Here is a 16246-nt window from a genome sequence, read left to right on the forward strand (position 1 = left end):
GCAGAAGCACGCATGTCGCGCCATCTCGCCTTTGCGGTGCTGTGCCTGGTGCTGGGCTACGGCTTCTGGGCCAGCCCGGAGTTCAAGGAGATTGCCGCCGGCGTAGCGGTATTCCTGTTCGGCATGCTGGCGCTCGAACAAGGCTTCAAGACCTTCACCGGCGGCACGCTGGAGCGCATTCTGCAGCGCACCACCAACCGTCTGTGGAAGAGCGTGATCTTCGGCATGGCCGCGACCACGCTGATGCAGTCGAGCTCGCTGGTGTCGGTGATCTCGATCTCCTTCCTGTCGGCCGGTCTGCTCGGGCTGGCGCAGGGCATCGGCATCATCTTCGGCGCCAATCTGGGCTCGACCACCGGCGCCTGGCTGGTGGCCGGCTTCGGCCTGAAGGTAGACATCGCCGCCTGGGCCATGCCGATGCTGGTGTTCGGCGTGATCTTCCAGTTCACGCGCTCGACGGCCCTCAAGGGCGCCGGACAGATCCTGCTCGGCCTGGGCTTTCTGTTCCTCGGCATCGCCTGGATGAAGGATGGCTTCGAGGCCTTCGGTCAGTCGCTGCATCTGGCCGACTACGCCGTCAGTGGTGTGCGCGGGCTGCTGTTGTTCACGCTGTTCGGCGTGCTCGCGACGGTGGTGATGCAGTCCAGCCACGCCACACTGGTGCTGACCATCACCGCGCTGGCGACGGGTCAGGTGACCTACGAGAACGCGCTGGCCCTGTCGATCGGCGCCAACGTCGGCACCACCATCACCGCCATTCTCGGTTCGCTCGGCGCCAATGCACCCGGCCGACGGCTGGCCGCGGCGCATCTGGTGTTCAACGTAACGACCGGGCTGGTGGCGCTGCTGTTCATCGGATTCTTCATGCGCGCGGTCGAAGTCGGCGCCGGGCTGCTCGGCATCGGCGCTGACGACTGGACGCTCAAGCTCGCGCTGTTCCACACGCTGTTCAATGTCGTCGGCCTGCTCATCATGCTGCCGCTTACCGGGCGACTGGTGGCCTGGCTGGAGCGGCTGATCCCGCAGAAATCAGTCAGCGTGGTCACGCCAAAATTCCTCACGCGCCCGATGCTGGAAATGCCCGACGCCGGCCTCGAGGCGGTGCGCAAGGAGTTGCAGCATCTGTTCACCAATGTCTTTGACGTGATGGCACTGGTGCTGCACGCCGACCCGGCGCGCCTGCGCCGCGGCGAAGATCTGCATCTGCTCGACCAGCCGCCCGAGCGCGTGCGCGCCATCGACATCGACGACTACTACCAGCGCCGCGTCAAACCGCTGTACGGCGAGATCCTCGACTTCCTCGCGCAGCTGCCGGTACAAGGCGCCCAGACCTCGCAGGCTTATGCACTGCGCAGCGCCGGCCAGCAGCTGATCGAGGCGCTGAAGGACCTCAAACACATGCAGAAAAACCTGCTGCGCTACCTGGGCGCGAACACCTTGCACCCGCGCGACGATTACATCGCGCTGCGGCGCGATCTGGCGCTGCTGCTGCACGCCTTGCAGCGTGTGGCCAGCGGCGAGGAAGCCGACGTGCAGAACGCGCTGGCGAAGCTGCAGGACAACGCCCGCGACAGCGATCTGGCCGCCAACGGCACCATCGACGGCCTGATGCGCGAACGCCGCATCGGCCCGGAACAGGCCAGCTCGCTGATGAACGACAATGCCTACGCAGCCGACATTGCCGACTGCCTGATCCAGATGGCGCGCGTGCTGTTCGCGACAGGCCCTGCACCGCACCCGCTGGCGCAGGGCCTGCAACCACCGACCGCCGAAGCCCTCGACGGCATCGGCCCGCAGACCTCGACCTGAAGTACGCGGGAACATCCCGCCGCAAGCACTTGTCTGCATCCGCAGTACGTACACAACCACTTCGGCGCTGGCCCGCCAGTGACAAGGAGAAGACCACGATGAAGACCTGCACCCAGTTCGACAGTCTGCTGCCCTCGGCCAAGCTCGACCGCCGCGGCTTTGTCACTACCCTGGCTGCCGCCGGTTTTGCGCTGGCCGTACAGCCGGTGCACGCCCAGACCGTGATCACCACCGATGCCGAGGATCTCGACACCGGCGACATCTCGGTGCCGGTCAAAGACGGCAGCTTGCCGGCCTACTTCGCGCGGCCATCCGGCGAAAAAAACTTGCCGACGGTGCTGGTGGTGCAGGAAATTTTCGGCGTGCACGAGCACATCAAGGACGTCTGCCGCCGCTTCGCGAAAAAGGGATATCTCGCGATCGCGCCCGAACTGTTCTTCCGCCAGGGCGATCCGCGCACCATCGAGAACGTCGGCGAGATCATCCAGGCCATCGTCAACAAGGTGCCTGACGCCCAGGTGTTGTCCGATCTCGACGCCTGCGCCGAGTGGGCCGCCGAGCACGGCGGCAACGCCGAGCGCCTGGCCATCACCGGCTTCTGCTGGGGCGGCCGCATCACCTGGCTGTACGCCGCGCACAACCCGAACCTGAAGGCCGGGGTGGCGTGGTACGGCCGTCTTGATGCCGCCCCCAGCGAACTGCAGCCGGAGCAGCCCGTCGATCTGGTCGACAAGCTGAAGGCGCCGGTGCTGGGTCTCTACGGCGGCGCCGACCAGGGCATCCCGCTGCACGACGTCGAGTTCATGCGCGATGAACTCAAACGCGCCGGCTCGCGGAGCACCATCCACGTCTACCCGGACGCACCGCACGCCTTTCACGCTGACTATCGCCCGACCTACCGCAAGACCGAGGCCGAAGACGGCTGGCGGCGTCTGCTGGCGTGGTTTGAACGACACGGGGTTTGATTGGTTTGCTCGATTTGCTCGGAGCCACACCGCAGGCAGTCGGGTGAATTGAGCTCGACCGGCCGGGATTTCGCCCCGGCGGGCGACCTTCTTTCTTGTAGTGCAACAAGAAAGAAGGCAAAGAAGTGCGCCCTCCTCGCCGGCCCTTCGGGCTCCCTTCGCTGCGAGCACTCCCGGCGGCCGGCCTTGCGAACTCGCTGTCGCTCAGACAGCAAGGCCGGAAGGCCCCGCCGTGAGCACTCTTCGCTCAGCGGCTCAGAAGGGGTGAAAACCATCCGCCGCGCCAAGCCCTCGTAGGTCAGGTAAGCGCCGCAGGCGCGCACCTGACGTCGGCCTCGACACCTTCTCAAACGCACAGCACATTCGGCGCAATGCCCTGCGGTTATTGCGCCCTACGGTCGAGCGGGCGCCCTCATCCCCTCTGGCTCGCCGAGTGCAGGGTGGTTTCGCCGGGGTAGTCCGGTCCTGCTGTCTGAGCGACAGCGAGTTCAGGACCGGCCGGTGAAACCGCCCGGAGCGAGGGAAGCCCGAAGGGCCGGGACGGCGGGGCACGCTTCTTTGCTTCCTTTCTTGTCGTGCAACAAGAAAGGAAGTCGCCCGCCGGGGCGAACTCCCGGCCGGTCGAGGCCAAACACACCGACTCGCGTTAACGTGGCAAAAATGCACCGAGCGAACGCCTCAAGGCCGCCAGCGCCCAACCACCTCCAACTGCCCATCGCGCACCCGCGCCACCACCGCCTCCCCCATCATCAGATAGAAGCCGGTCAAGGCCGAGACATTGACCTGATGCGTCACCCACAGCTCATTGCGCCCTGCCGGCCAGTCAGCCAGCGCGGCCATCGCGTCAGCCGTTTGACGCCGACGATCGCCCTGTCCGGCAAAAAAAGAGTCGAGTGGCTGCCAGCCTTGCACCGCAACCCCCGGGTAGGCCAGGCGAGCGGTATCCAGGCAGCGGCACCAACGGCTCGAACGCACCGCCGCCACCGGCACACCGGCGGCACGCAAGGCTTCACCGAAGTCGCGGGCTTCGTCGCGGCCGGCGGCCGACAGGTTGCGTTGCGTCGCACAGTTGGCGAGCGTGAATTCAGGGGGGTCACCGATGCCGGGCTCGGTCGTGGCATGGCGCAGCAGGATGACGACACCGCCGGCACGCATCGCCTCCAGCACCTGCGCTTCGTCGGCGGCATGCGCCATTGGCAGCAATAAGGCCAGCAAGGGCAGAACACCTGCGGCACGCAACAACAAAGACTTCATGGTGGCCTCGTGGTGACGACCGCGGGCGCGGTCTCGAGGCATGGACTAGCCGCGTGGCGACTACGTTCCCTTGCGCACGGGCGGCATGTCACGCAGCAGACGCGCGGCAACCAGGCCGTTAACCAGACCGAATACCGTCGCCGCCAGCGCGAATACCGGCACCAGATAGAAAATGCCGTCGTGTGGCACCAGCCACACCCTGGCCAGCACCAGCTGACCGCCGATGTGGGCGAACGCCGCCAGCAGTGACAGCGTGACCGGACCAAACCAGCGGCGCGGCAGGTGCACGGCCAGCCCCAGCGTAACAAGGCTGGTGAGCGAACCGGCAAAACTCAGGAAGAAGCCCGGCGCCAGAAATTGTCCGATCAGCAGGCTGCCGGCAAACACGCGCAACAGCGCCACCCACACCGCATCGCGCCAGCCCCATTGCAACAGCACGATCAGGATGACGATGTTGGCCAGGCCGGGCTTGACGCCCGGCAAGGGCAAGGGAATGGCCGCTTCGGCCACCGACAGCACGATGGCAGCAGCGGCCAGTCGCGCGATGCGGCCATCATCGGCAGTGGGCTGAATGGAGAAGGAGGTAATGCTCACGCGGGGCTGGAGGCGGGTCGCAAAGGCATGATCTTACCTGCCGTGCGGCCGTCGCGTGCCCGTCTGTTTTGTGCAACGTGGTTGAGTAATCGTTCTCGCTTGCCGCCAGCACGGGCCGGAGAATGCGGCGCCGGCGGGCATAATCAGGCCGTCCCCACTGCTGCTCCCGTCTCCCGATGCGTCCTGCGCTCCGCCATGCACTGCTGCTGCCCTGTGTTGTGCTGGCAATACCCGAGGCGCATGCGCAAGGCGGCTTCTTCGACCCGCTCCCGGTGGTGCTGACGGCATCACGTCTGGCGCAGTCTCCACTCGACGCTCCGGCGCCGGTGACAACCATCGACCGCGAGATGATCGACGCCTCGGGCTTCACCGAGGTGCATGACCTGATGCGTCTGGTGCCGGGCTTTCTGGTGGCGGACTGGCCCAACGGCTCGCCAACGGTTGCCAACCACGGCATGGGCGACGCCTTTGACCGGCGCATCAAGGTGCTGATCGACGGCCGCACGGTGAATGACCCGCTGTGGGGCAACACACTGTGGCAGGACCTGCCGCTGCGTGTGGACGACATCGACCGCATCGAGGTCGTGCGAGGCCCGCACGGCGCGGCCTACGGCGCCAATGCCTTCCAGGGCGTGATCAACATCATCACCCGCGCGCCGGCCACGGAATCCGGCTTCACGGTGATCTCGCGCATCGGCAAGGACGGCTTCTACGACCACGGCGTGCGCTTCAACAGCAATCTGGATTCGGCCATCGACTGGCGCATCTCGGCTTCGCGGCGCGGCGCGCGCAACTTCAAGTCCCAGACCGTGCTCGACGACGGCGACGTAGACATCTATTCGCAGGAGTCCATCGGCCGCACGGTGGTCAACCTGCAGGGTTCGACCGTGCTTTCCGCCCAGGACGAATTGCGGCTGCAGATCGGCCTCGTCGATGGCGTCGACGATCGTGGCTATCCATCCGACTCGGAGGAAGCCGCCGAATGGCCGATCCGCGACGAGAAGGTCCGCTCGCACTCTCTGCATCTGGCCTGGACGCGCAGTTTCGACGCCGGCAGCGAGCTCACGCTGCAGTACCAGCACCAGGCCCACCGGCGTCGCACGGCGTGGATCATCCCCGACGACGGACGCCAGATTCCGACCGATCTCGACACCGACACCGGCCGCCACAGCATCGAAGCGCAGTACTCCGGCGTACTCGGCCCGTCCCTTCAATTCCTGGCCGGGGCCGGGGCGCGCAGGGATTCGGTACGCTCACGCCGCTATTTCGACACCGGCGACACCATCCGCGCCGACTACTGGCACACCTTCGGCAGCCTGACCTGGCGCCCCACCGAAAAGCTGGCGATCAACCTGGGCGGCACCTGGGAGCATCACGACTACAGCGGCAAGCTGTTCTCACCGCGCCTGGCACTGAACTACGCGCTCACACCGCTTTCCGCGCTGCGCCTGTCCGCCGGAAAATCCTACCGCGCCCCTTCGTTGATGGAGTCCCACGCGAAAGAGACCATCCGCTACGAAGACACCATCGTGCGGCGCCTCTACAACGCACTGCAAAAGGTCGAGGCCGAAGAGGTCAAACACGTCGAGCTGGGCTACATCGCGCAGATACCGAAGTACGGCCTGTCGATCGACGCGCGCATCTTCCACGATCGTTACGACGGCTACCTCGACGACGAGGTGTGCCGCTACCGCTCGCCTCCCCGCTCGAACTGCGGCGATCTCGGTTTCCCGACACCGCCGGACTTCAGCCCGAATCCGCTGTCGACCTCGACCTACTACTTTCTCAACCTCGGTCGCACCACGGTGCGCGGCGGTGAATTCACGATCGACTGGAAGCGCCCCGGCTGGGGTCGCGTGATCCTGTCGCAAGCCTTTACCGACATCCGCACCAGCCGCCAGATGGAGGATGAGAACATCAACTACAGCGCGCCCTATGCGTCCACGTCGCTGCTGCTGATCAAGGACCTGCCGGGGCGCTGGCGTGCCAGCCTGGGCTACTACCACGACCACGCCGTGTACTGGATGAACGACGGCGGTCTGGTGGACAAGCGCGACCGCTTCGACCTCAAGCTCGCACGCGCCTTCGGCGCCCCCGGCAGCGACAACGAATTCGCCATCACGCTGCAAAGCATCGGCGGCCGCTACCCCGAATTCGACGGCGAAAAATTCCGCCACGAACCGCGCATCTTCGCGAGCATCCGCGCCACATGGTGAGCACCCGAGCGCTCCCGGCGACGCTGCGCAAGCTCCGTCCATGGCGGCTGCTTGGCATGGTCTTGCTGGCCCTGGCGTGCATTTCGCCGGCCCTGGCGCACGACATCGCCGTGATCACGTCGCGCGCGCAAGGATCCGACCGCGAGGTCGCCGACGCGCTGCTGGCCGCCGGCGGCCGTCACCACCTGTTCCTGGCCGGTAGCGCCGAAAAAGGCATGGCGCCGGGTGCGCTGAAGGACAGCAGCCTGGTCCTTGCGCTCGGCGCGCCTGCCGCGGAAGCCGCCCTGCGCAGCCAGCGTCCGGTGCTCGTCGCCCTCGTCACCGCCAACGAATTCAAGCGCCTGCGCGCTACCGCGCCGAATGCGCGCATGAGCGCACTGCTCATCGACCAGCCGCCCGAGCGCCACCTCGCGCTCATTCGTGCCGCGCTGCCGGAAGCCAGCTGCGCCGGCCTGCTGCTCGGGCCCGAGAGCCACGGCGCACAGGCCCGCTTCGAAAAACTCGGGCCGCGCATCACACCCGAGATCCGCGTCGAATTCGCCGCCACCGCGCGCGACGTGTTGCCGGCACTCGAGCGCCTGCTGAGCCGTTGTGAGGCCGTGCTGACCTTGCACGACAGCGTCGTATCCAACCCCACCGTGGCACGCGCCCTGTTGCTCACCAGCTACCGGACACAACGCCCGCTGTTTGCCTACTCGCGCGCGTGGGTCGAGGCCGGCGCGCTGGCCGCGGTGTTTTCCACCCCGGCTACCGCAACGCGCGACCTGCTCGAATGGCTCGACGCCCTGGACGAGGCCCTGCCTCTGCCGCCGCCGCGCATGTCGCGGCACTTCGATATCGCCGTCAACGCGCGGGTCGCCCGCGCGCTCAACCTTCCCGTGCCCGACGAGGACACTCTGCGTGCGGCCGTTGCGGCCGGGAGGCAACCGTGATCCGACCCACCCTGCGCCAGCGCCTGCTGCTGATCGTGCTGCTTCCGGCCCTGCTGCTCGCCGGCGGCCTGACCGCGCTCCTGCTCCGGCACAGCAATGCCATGGCCGATGCGGCCTTGCGCGAGCGCGCCCAGGCGATCGTCAGCTTCCTCGCGCCGGCCGCCGAATACGGCGTGATTTCGGGCAACCGCTTTGCGCTCGAAGGCCTGCTCGAGGCGGTCCTCGATCAGCGCGATGTGGTCGCAGCCAGCATCGTCGACGCGGACGGCATGATGCTGGCCAGCAGCGGTCGGCGCTCGCTCGACTCCAAATCGGTGGTCGACATCGCCAGCGACACCTCGCCGCGTGTCGTCACCCTCAGCAACGGTCGCGTCACGGCGGTTGCCGCGGTGTCTCTGGCGGCCCCGCGCGTCGACGAATCCGGCTCGCTGCAAGACCTGCCCAACGCTTACGTGATCGGCTGGGTACACGTCGAACTCGACACCACGGCACTCAACGCCCACAAGCGCGACATGCTCGTCCGCACGCTGGGCATCACGCTGGGCGTGCTGGTGCTGACCCTGCTGCTCGCGCTCGGGCTGGCCGGGGCCGTCACACGCCCGCTGGCGCGCCTGGCGGATGCCGTACGCCAGATGTCCGAAGGGCGGCTCGACGCGCACGTCACCGAGAACGCCCGCATCTCCGAGCTGCACACCTTGCAGCAGGGCTTCAACACCATGGCCTCGGCCATTTCCGACGCGCAGCACACCATGCAGCATCGCATCGACGAAGCCACCGAACAGCTCGCCCACCAGGCCACTCACGATCTGCTCACCGGCCTGCCTAACCGCCGTGCGTTCGAGCAGGCCCTGGAGGAGGCGGTGACCGCCTCGCGTCGCGCCAGCGATGCTGCGGTGCTGTGTTTCCTCGACCTCGACCGCTTCAAGCACGTCAACGACACTGCCGGCCACGCCGCCGGCGACGCGCTGCTCAGCCGCCTCGCCGAGCTGATCCGCGAGCGCGTGCGCAACAACGATCTGCTGTGCCGCATCGGTGGCGACGAGTTCGGCCTGATCCTCAACGCCTGTCGCATCGACGAAGCACACCACATTGCCGAAAGCCTGCGTCAAGCCGTGTCGGAGCACCGTTTTGAATGGAGCGGGCAGGTTTTCTCGGTGGGCTTGAGCGTCGGGCTGGTGCCGCTGGATGGGCGTTTCGACTCACCCGGCAATGCACTGGTGGCAGCCGACATGGCCTGCTACGAGGCCAAACGCAAGGGCCGCAACGGCATCGTCGAATACACGCGGATGCCGGGCGAGCCGGAGTAGCGCAGCTGCGTCAGGTTCGATCAGTAATTCAGCGAATCGATATCGGCCGAGCCGCCCGTCAGCGACACACTGACCTGGTTGGGCGCGCAAATGGCCGTGGCGCCGGAGCGCGTCAGCCAACCCTGGCGCACGCAGTACTGGCGCAGGCCGGGGTCTTCGGCCACGCGGGCGCGCCCCGGTTCGATCTCGATGCGCGTGGTGCCAAGTGGCCCCGGCACTTCGATGATCTGCGGGCGCGACAACGCAGCCCTGGCAAACACCTCTCCGCCCGCGCGCACCACCACGCCGTCCGGTGCGCCACCGCGCCACAGCAACAGCACCGACACCACGCAGACGGATGCCGCCAGCGCCAGCACCGGGTAGTCCCCCGGACGCATCAGCGCGCGCCATTCGGCGGTCAGCGCAAATCTCACCGGCCGCCTGCCTTGCGCTGTTCGATGGAGCGGTGGCGTACCTGCACCTGCACCTGCCCGCGGAATTCGCGCGCCAGACGCTCGACCAGATACACCGAGCGGTGCTGCCCGCCGGTGCAGCCCAGCGCCACGGTGAGGTAGCTGCGGTTGTCACGCACGAAGCTCGGCAGCCAGTCGGCCACGAAACGGCGGATGTCCTCGGCCATGCGATTGACGTCGGGCACCTGCGACAGGAAATCGATGACCGGCTGATCGTGCCCGGTGAAGGGGCGCAGAACCGGGTCGTAATGCGGGTTGGGCAGGCTGCGCACGTCGAACACCAGATCGGCGTCGAGCGGGATACCGAACTTGAAGCCGAAGGACTGGAACAGCAGCGTCAGCCCTTCGGTGGCGTCGATGCCGACAAAATCCTTGACCCAGGCGCGCAGCGTGTTCGGCAGCAGGTCGCTGGTGTCGAAGTTGTGCGACATCTCGGCCACGTCGGCCAGCGCCGAGCGCTCCTGGTGGATGGCCTCGGCCAGCGTCACCTCGTCGCTGGCCAGCGGGTGGCGGCGGCGCGTTTCGGAAAAGCGCGCGATCAGCGTGTCGTCGCGCGAATTGAGAAACACCAGACGCAGGTCGGACACCTGCTTGCGCGCTTGCGCCACCAGATCGGGCAGCACGCCGATGCTGGCCCCCGAGCGCACGTCCACCGCGACGGCCACGCGTTGCTGACCGGCTTCGCGCAGGTGCTCAACGAGTTGCGGCAGCAGCAGCGCCGGCAGGTTGTCCACGGCGAAGTAGCCGGAATCTTCCAGCGCCTTGAGCACCACGGACTTGCCCGAACCGGACAGGCCGCTGATCAGCACGAGTTGCATCGTCGCCTCCACATCATTGCGCCGCGTCTTCATCCGGCACGGGCGGCGCACCCTCGCCCGGCGTAGCGTACATCTCGTCGGTGCTGCGCCCGCAACTCAGGCACAGCCCCTGCTCCCAGTCGATGTCACACAGGCCGAGACAGCCCGGATCGTCCTGTTCGCTCACGGCGCCTTGCGCTCCGCGCGCCGCGCCTCGACAGCGGCCAGCACGCGCAGCTTGTCGGCGGCATCGAAGCCGCTCCAGCCGGTGATTTCGTCCAGCGAACGGGCACAGCCGACGCACAGGCCGGTGGCCTCGTCGATGCAGCACAGCCGTACGCAGGGGGATTCGATATTCGCCGGCTCAGTCGCCGCCTTGCGGGCAACGGCCGGATTCGCAGCCGAACGGTTCAGTTCGCGCATATCACCCCCTCGCGCCGCGCGAGCAGCGCCGGCGCCACGCGCGAAGCGGGCTTACGCCCGAGCTCGGCACTGATCCACGCCGCGGTATCGACGAGGCGATCCAGATCAACGCCGGTTTCGATCCCCAGCCCCTGCAGCAGCCACAGCACGTCCTCGGTGGCGACGTTGCCGCTGGCGCCGGGGGCATACGGACAGCCGCCCAGCCCGCCGACGGAAGCGTCGTACACCGCGATGCCGGCTTCGAGCGACACCAGAATGTTGGCGATCGCCATGCCCCAGGTGTCGTGATAGTGGCCGGCCAGCTTGTCGGCCGACACCTGACGCAGCACGGCGTCGAGCATGGCCCGCACGGTGGCAGGGTTGCCGCTGCCGATGGTGTCGCCCAGCGAGACCTCATAGCAGCCCATGTCCATCAGCCGCGCCGCTACATCGGCCACTGCCTGCGGCGCCACCGCGCCTTCAACCGGACAGCCGACCACACACGAGATGTAGCCGCGCACCGGCGTGCCGGCTTCGCGCGCTGCCACCATCACTGGTTCAAAACGTGTCAGCGATTCGGCCACGCTGCAGTTGATGTTGCGCTGGCTGAAGGCCTCGGACGCCGCAGCGAACACCGCCACCTCGTCCACCCCGGCCGCCAGCGCGGCCTCGAAACCCTTGAGATTCGGCGTCAGCGCCGCGTGGCGCACGCCGGCGCGACGCGCGGCGTTCACCTTGGCCATGACTTCAGCCGCGTCGGCCATTTGCGGCACCCACTTGGGCGACACGAAGGCCGTGGTCTCGATGCTGCGCAGGCCGGCGTCGGCCAGCCGCGCAACCAGCTCGGCCTTGGTGTCGGCAGACACCGGCTGCTTCTCGTTCTGCAGGCCGTCGCGCGGCCCAACCTCGACGATGCGTACGCGCTGAGGGTACATCGCGGTCAGAAGCCGCCGGTCTCGAGCCAGCGCTCGATCTGCGGCAGGCGGTCGGCACCCCAGAAGGCTTCGCCGTCGATGACGACGAAGGGCGAACCGAACACGTTGCCGGCAATCGCCGCCTCGCACACCTCGCGCAGATGCGTCTTCACCGCGTCGTCAGCGGTGGCGCCGGCCACGGCTTCGCGCTCGATGCCGAGCTTCTCGCCGATGTCGGCCAGCGTCTCGACCTGCGTGATGTCACGACCGTCCACAAAGAAGGCGCGGTACACCGCCAGCGCAAAATCACGCGCCAGCTGCGGGTTGCGCGATTCCAGCCAGTAGAACACCCGGCAGGCCTGGTGCGCCGAGACTGCGAAGGACTCGGGCAACTGAAGCGGCAAGCCCAGAAAGCGTGCGCTGCGTTGCAGATCGTGACGGCTGTACGGCCCCTTCATCGGCTGCGCCGGCAGCGGCTGAGCGCCAGTGTGCTTGAACACGGCGCCGAGCAGGAACGGGCGCCACTGCACTTCGCGGCCGTGCTTCTGCGCAAGTGCGTCGATGCGTTCGGCCATCAGATAGCCGTAGGGGGACGAGAAGTCGAACCAGAAATCGATGGGGGCGCTCATCGCGCGTCTCTCCTGAGGGGTGGGATTGCAGGCCGACAGTTTGCCATTTCGCCCCGCCCGGGGCCATCGCGCTACCATGCTGCCAGCCCGTTTGTGACCGGAACACCTCATCGTGAGCCTCGACTACCCCTTCGACACCCTCCCCGAACCCGGCCAGGCACTGGCGATCGCGCCCGGCGTGCGCTGGCTGCGCATGCCGCTGCCGTTTGCGCTCGACCACATCAACCTGTGGCTGCTCGACGACGGCGACGATGTGGTGGTGATCGACACCGGCTTCGGCACGCCCGAGACCCAGGCCATCTGGGAACAGATACTGGCCGCCGACGGGCGGCGCATATCGCGCGTGGTGGTGACGCACTTCCACCCCGACCACCTCGGTCGGGCGGCATGGCTGGCTGCACGCGATCAGGCGCCGGTGTGGATGACCGAAACCGAATACCTCGCCGCGCGCGCGGTGTGGCATGCGGTTCCGGGCCATACATCAGCCGACATGGTGGAATTCTTCCGCCGCCACGGGCTGGACGAGACACGGCTCGCCGCGCTGCTCGCCCGCGGCAACACCTACGCGCGCGGTGTGCCTGAACTGCCGCGCGAGCACCGTCGCATGTTCGCCGGCGACCGCCTGCACATCGGCGGGTGCGCCTGGGAAGTCATCGTCGGTCATGGTCACTCGCCCGAGCACGCCAGCTTGCATTGCGCCGAGCTCGGACTGCTGATCTCCGGCGACATGTTGCTGCCGCGCATTTCGACCAATGTCAGCGTGCACGCGGCAAGCCCGGACGACGACGCGCTGGGCTGGTTCCTGTCTTCGCTGCAGCGCGTCATAAACTTGCCCGATGAGACGCTCGTGCTACCATCACATGGCAAACCTTTCCGCGGAATACATGAGCGCGTCACGGAACTCGAAGCGCATCACGCGGATCGCTGCAGCGCACTAATTGAAGCTCTGGATGAGCCCAGGAGTGCCGCCGAATTGCTGCCGGTGCTGTTCCGGCGCGAGCTCGACAACCATCAGGTGATGTTCGCGATGGGCGAGGCAATTGCCCACCTCAACTACCTGCAAGGTCGCGGCGAAGTCCGCCGCATCGACGAGGCAGACGGCGGTATCCGGTTCGTGCGCACCCGCTGACCAACAGGAGCACCGCACATGGCCGCCAATCCCCAGCAGGAATCCGTCAATCAGCCCGATCCGGCGGACATCGCCGCCAGCTACGCCGAAGTTGCGCAACGCGCGGCAGCGCTGATGCAGGAACACCTGCAGCGCCAGATGAAAAACGGCATCCAGCCCGCCAGCGACGAACTGGGCGTGGCGCAGGCCTTCAGCGACATGATGACGCGCATGATGGCCAACCCCTACGCCGTCATGCAGGCGCAGATGAAGCTCGCCAGCGACTACATGATGCTGTGGCAGAGTTCGATGATGCGCATGATGGGCGTCGAGGTCGACCCGGTGGCCACGCCGGACAAGGGCGACAAGCGCTTCAAGGACGAGCAGTGGCAGGATCACTTCCTGTTCGACTTCATCAAGCAGTCCTACCTGCTGACCGCGCGCCACATCCACGAATCCGTCTCCAGCGTCGAAGGCCTCGACGAGCAGACGCAGAAGAAGGTCGAGTTTTTCACGCGCCAGTACGTCGACGCACTGAGCCCGTCGAACTTCGCCATGACCAACCCCGAAGTGCTGCGCGAAACCGTATCCAGCCGCGGGCAGAACCTGGTGCGCGGGCTCAACAACCTGCTGCGCGACATCGAGCAGGGCGACGGCAAGCTGCGCATCCGCATGACCGACACCGAAGCCTTCGAGCTGGGCAAGAACGTAGCCACTTCGCCCGGCAAGGTGGTGTTCCAGAACCAGCTGATGCAGCTCGTGCAGTACGCGCCCTCGACCGACAAGGTGCTCAAGCGCCCGCTGCTGATCGTGCCGCCGTGGATCAACAAGTTCTACATCCTCGACCTGCGCGAGAAGAATTCCTACATCAAGTGGTGCGTCGATCAGGGCCACACGGTGTTCGTGATCTCGTGGGTGAACCCCGACGAGAAGCTCGCCCAGCTGGGCTTTGACGCCTACCTGAGCGAAGGCATCCTGGCCGCCCTCGACGCCATCGAGCAGCAGACCGGCGAGAAGCAGGTCAATGCCGTCGGCTACTGCCTGGGCGGCACGCTGCTCGCCACCGCGCTGGCCTGGCTCACCGCCAAGCGCCAGAAACGCATCGCCGCCGCGACCTTCCTGACTACGCTGACCGACTTCTCGGAGCCGGGCGAGCTGGGCGTGTTCATCGACGAACAGCAGGTCTCGAACCTCGAGAAGAAGATGAGCGAGCGCGGCTACCTCGAAGGCTCCGAGATGGCCGGCACCTTCAACATGCTGCGTTCCAACGACCTGATCTGGTCCTTCGTGGTCAACAACTACCTGATGGGCAAGGATCCGTTCCCGTTCGACCTGCTGTACTGGAACTCGGACTCCACGCGCCTGCCGGCCAAGATGCACAGCTTCTACCTGCGCAACATGTACATGAACAACTGCCTGGTCAAACCGGGCGGCATCGAGCTCGACGGCGTCAAGATCGACCTCGCCAAGATCAAGACCCCGAGCTACTTCATCTCGACCGTCGACGACCACATCGCGCCGTGGAAGAGCACCTACACCGGCGCGCGTCATTTCGGCGGGCCGGTGCGCTTCGTGCTCGGCGGCTCGGGCCACATCGCCGGCATCGTCAATCCGCCGGTGGCCAACAAGTATTGCTACTGGCTCGGCGCCGAAGACACCCTGCCCGAAAGCGCCGACGAGTGGCTCACCGCCGCCGCGCCGCAAGCCGGCTCATGGTGGAGCGACTGGCAGAGCTGGATCACCGCCCAGGACGACGCGCAGGTCGCCGCCCGCGACCCCGCCGCCGGCCCGCTCAAAGCCATCGAGGACGCCCCCGGCAGCTACGTCAAGCAACGCCTCGACACCGCCCCCAAGGCTGCTGCATGAGCGCTGGCAGCACCCGCGTGGTGCTCGACACCAACACGGTGATGGCACTGTGGTGGTGGCAGGACCCGAAACTGGCCCCTCTCGCCCGCGCCCTCGACGCGGGCGTTTTTCAGCCCGTTGCGCGGGCGGATACGCTCGACGAGTTCGCGCATGTGCTGGCCTACCGCCAGTTCGGCGTGCCGCCCGAGCGTCAAGCCGAGTTGCTGGCTGCGTATGGCGCGCGCTGCCTGCCTTGCCTTGATTCCTCGGAAGAACCAGTGCTGCTGCCGCGCTGTCGCGATGCGGACGACCAGAAATTCCTCGAAGTCGCCCGCGACGCCGGCGCCTCGCTGCTCATCAGTCGTGACAAGGCGCTGTTGCGGGTGGATCGACACAGCCTGGTGCGGGGGATGTTTCGCGTCCGGACGCCGGAGGCGGTGTGTGCGGAGTTGGGCGACTCGGGCGCCTGATCCCCGCGGCAGTACCGGGATCGACCCGAGTTCGTGGCTCCATACCTTGACCGGCCGGGATTTCGCCCCGGCGGGCGACCTTCTTTCTTGTAGTGCAGCAAGAAAGAAGGCAAAGAAGTGCACCCTCCTCGCCGCCCCTTCGGGGTTCCTTCGCTGCGAGCACTCCCGGCGGCCGGCCTTGCGAACTCGCTTCGCTCAAACAGCAAGGTCGGAAGGCCCCGCCGTGAGCACTCTTCGCTCAGCGGCTCAGAAGGGATGGAAAACCATCCGCAGCGCCATGCCCTTGTAGGTTAGGTAAGCGCCGCAGGCGCGCACCTGACGTCGGCCTCGACACCTTCTCAAACGCCCAACGGCAGGTGCGCTTTGCTTACCTGCCCTACGAAACCACCGATTCGGGCCGGCCCGACAGCGTCTGGTAGGGCGGACTAGCGCAGCGTAGTCCGCCGTATGCTCCGCACATCCGGCGCAATGCCCTTCGGTTATTGCGCCCTACGGTTGAGCGGGCACCCCCATCACCTTTGGCTCGCCGAGTAGAGGGTGGTTTCGCCGGGG

16 protein-coding genes are annotated in these 16246 nt (G+C 66.7%); 8 read left to right on the forward strand and 8 right to left on the reverse strand.

Annotated elements, in window-relative coordinates; translation table 11 throughout:
• Positions 1–12 precede the first annotated feature (12 nt).
• A complete protein-coding gene (locus AC6H0N_RS02465; protein WP_497572466.1) occupies positions 13–1809 on the forward strand; it encodes a Na/Pi cotransporter family protein in 1797 nt (598 codons plus the stop codon).
• Positions 1810–1907: 98 nt separating this feature from the next.
• Positions 1908–2774: a dienelactone hydrolase family protein gene (locus tag AC6H0N_RS02470; RefSeq protein ID WP_497572467.1), complete on the forward strand. Its 867-nt coding sequence runs from the start codon at positions 1908–1910 to the stop codon at positions 2772–2774.
• A 678-nt stretch (positions 2775–3452) separates the two neighbouring features.
• On the opposite strand, the gene AC6H0N_RS02475 is transcribed toward AC6H0N_RS02470, so the two are convergent.
• Together AC6H0N_RS02475 and AC6H0N_RS02480 are read right to left on the reverse strand one after the other, a co-directional pair.
• Positions 3453–4028 (reverse strand): histidine phosphatase family protein, encoded by a 576-nt coding sequence (locus AC6H0N_RS02475; protein ID WP_497572468.1) that lies wholly within the window; start codon positions 4026–4028, stop codon positions 3453–3455.
• 60 nt (positions 4029–4088) lie between these two features.
• A complete protein-coding gene (locus AC6H0N_RS02480) occupies positions 4089–4601 on the reverse strand; it encodes a Gx transporter family protein (RefSeq protein ID WP_497573234.1) in 513 nt (170 codons plus the stop codon).
• A gap of 197 nt (positions 4602–4798) precedes the next feature.
• Between AC6H0N_RS02480 and AC6H0N_RS02485 the strand changes: the two genes are divergently transcribed.
• The 3 genes from AC6H0N_RS02485 to AC6H0N_RS02495 are packed head-to-tail and all read left to right on the forward strand — an operon-like array spanning position 4799 to position 9077.
• A complete protein-coding gene (locus AC6H0N_RS02485; RefSeq protein WP_497572469.1) occupies positions 4799–6838 on the forward strand; it encodes a TonB-dependent receptor plug domain-containing protein in 2040 nt (679 codons plus the stop codon).
• Entirely contained in the window at positions 6832–7770 is a 939-nt protein-coding gene (locus AC6H0N_RS02490; RefSeq protein WP_497572470.1) for an ABC transporter substrate-binding protein, read from the forward strand. Before AC6H0N_RS02485 ends, AC6H0N_RS02490 begins: the two co-directional genes overlap by 7 nt.
• A complete protein-coding gene (locus AC6H0N_RS02495) occupies positions 7767–9077 on the forward strand; it encodes a sensor domain-containing diguanylate cyclase (RefSeq protein ID WP_497572471.1) in 1311 nt (436 codons plus the stop codon). Before AC6H0N_RS02490 ends, AC6H0N_RS02495 begins: the two co-directional genes overlap by 4 nt.
• A gap of 20 nt (positions 9078–9097) precedes the next feature.
• Here AC6H0N_RS02495 and AC6H0N_RS02500 read toward each other — a convergent pair whose 3' ends face one another.
• From AC6H0N_RS02500 to AC6H0N_RS02525, 6 genes are read right to left on the reverse strand one after another with little or no spacing between them, the layout of a single operon-like run.
• A complete protein-coding gene (locus AC6H0N_RS02500) occupies positions 9098–9490 on the reverse strand; it encodes a NusG domain II-containing protein (protein ID WP_497572472.1) in 393 nt (130 codons plus the stop codon).
• Positions 9487–10347: an RNase adapter RapZ gene (gene rapZ / locus AC6H0N_RS02505; protein WP_497572473.1), complete on the reverse strand. Its 861-nt coding sequence runs from the start codon at positions 10345–10347 to the stop codon at positions 9487–9489. The genes AC6H0N_RS02500 and rapZ overlap by 4 nt, the downstream gene beginning before the upstream one ends.
• 13 nt (positions 10348–10360) lie before the next feature.
• Positions 10361–10513, reverse strand: a complete 153-nt coding sequence (locus AC6H0N_RS02510) for a DUF1289 domain-containing protein (protein WP_497572474.1) — start codon at positions 10511–10513, stop codon at positions 10361–10363.
• Positions 10510–10749 (reverse strand): DUF1289 domain-containing protein, encoded by a 240-nt coding sequence (locus tag AC6H0N_RS02515; RefSeq protein WP_497572475.1) that lies wholly within the window; start codon positions 10747–10749, stop codon positions 10510–10512. Before AC6H0N_RS02515 ends, AC6H0N_RS02510 begins: the two co-directional genes overlap by 4 nt.
• Entirely contained in the window at positions 10737–11663 is a 927-nt protein-coding gene (locus AC6H0N_RS02520; protein WP_497572476.1) for a hydroxymethylglutaryl-CoA lyase, read from the reverse strand. The genes AC6H0N_RS02515 and AC6H0N_RS02520 overlap by 13 nt, the downstream gene beginning before the upstream one ends.
• Before the next feature lie 5 nt (positions 11664–11668).
• Positions 11669–12271: a 2-hydroxychromene-2-carboxylate isomerase gene (locus tag AC6H0N_RS02525; RefSeq protein ID WP_497572477.1), complete on the reverse strand. Its 603-nt coding sequence runs from the start codon at positions 12269–12271 to the stop codon at positions 11669–11671.
• Positions 12272–12380: 109 nt separating this feature from the next.
• Here AC6H0N_RS02525 and AC6H0N_RS02530 point away from each other — a divergent pair, with 109 nt between their 5' ends.
• Genes AC6H0N_RS02530 through AC6H0N_RS02540 form a run of 3 tightly spaced genes read left to right on the forward strand, consistent with a single transcriptional unit; the run spans position 12381 to position 15694 of the window.
• Complete coding sequence (locus AC6H0N_RS02530) at positions 12381–13400, forward strand: MBL fold metallo-hydrolase (protein WP_497573235.1); 1020 nt, start codon at positions 12381–12383, stop codon at positions 13398–13400.
• An 18-nt stretch (positions 13401–13418) separates the two neighbouring features.
• Positions 13419–15245, forward strand: a complete 1827-nt coding sequence (locus AC6H0N_RS02535; protein WP_497572478.1) for a PHA/PHB synthase family protein — start codon at positions 13419–13421, stop codon at positions 15243–15245.
• Positions 15242–15694: a putative toxin-antitoxin system toxin component, PIN family gene (locus AC6H0N_RS02540; protein ID WP_497572479.1), complete on the forward strand. Its 453-nt coding sequence runs from the start codon at positions 15242–15244 to the stop codon at positions 15692–15694. The genes AC6H0N_RS02535 and AC6H0N_RS02540 overlap by 4 nt, the downstream gene beginning before the upstream one ends.
• Positions 15695–16246 lie beyond the last annotated feature (552 nt).

The sequence above is a fragment of the Pseudazoarcus sp. NS34 genome (assembly GCF_059703725.1).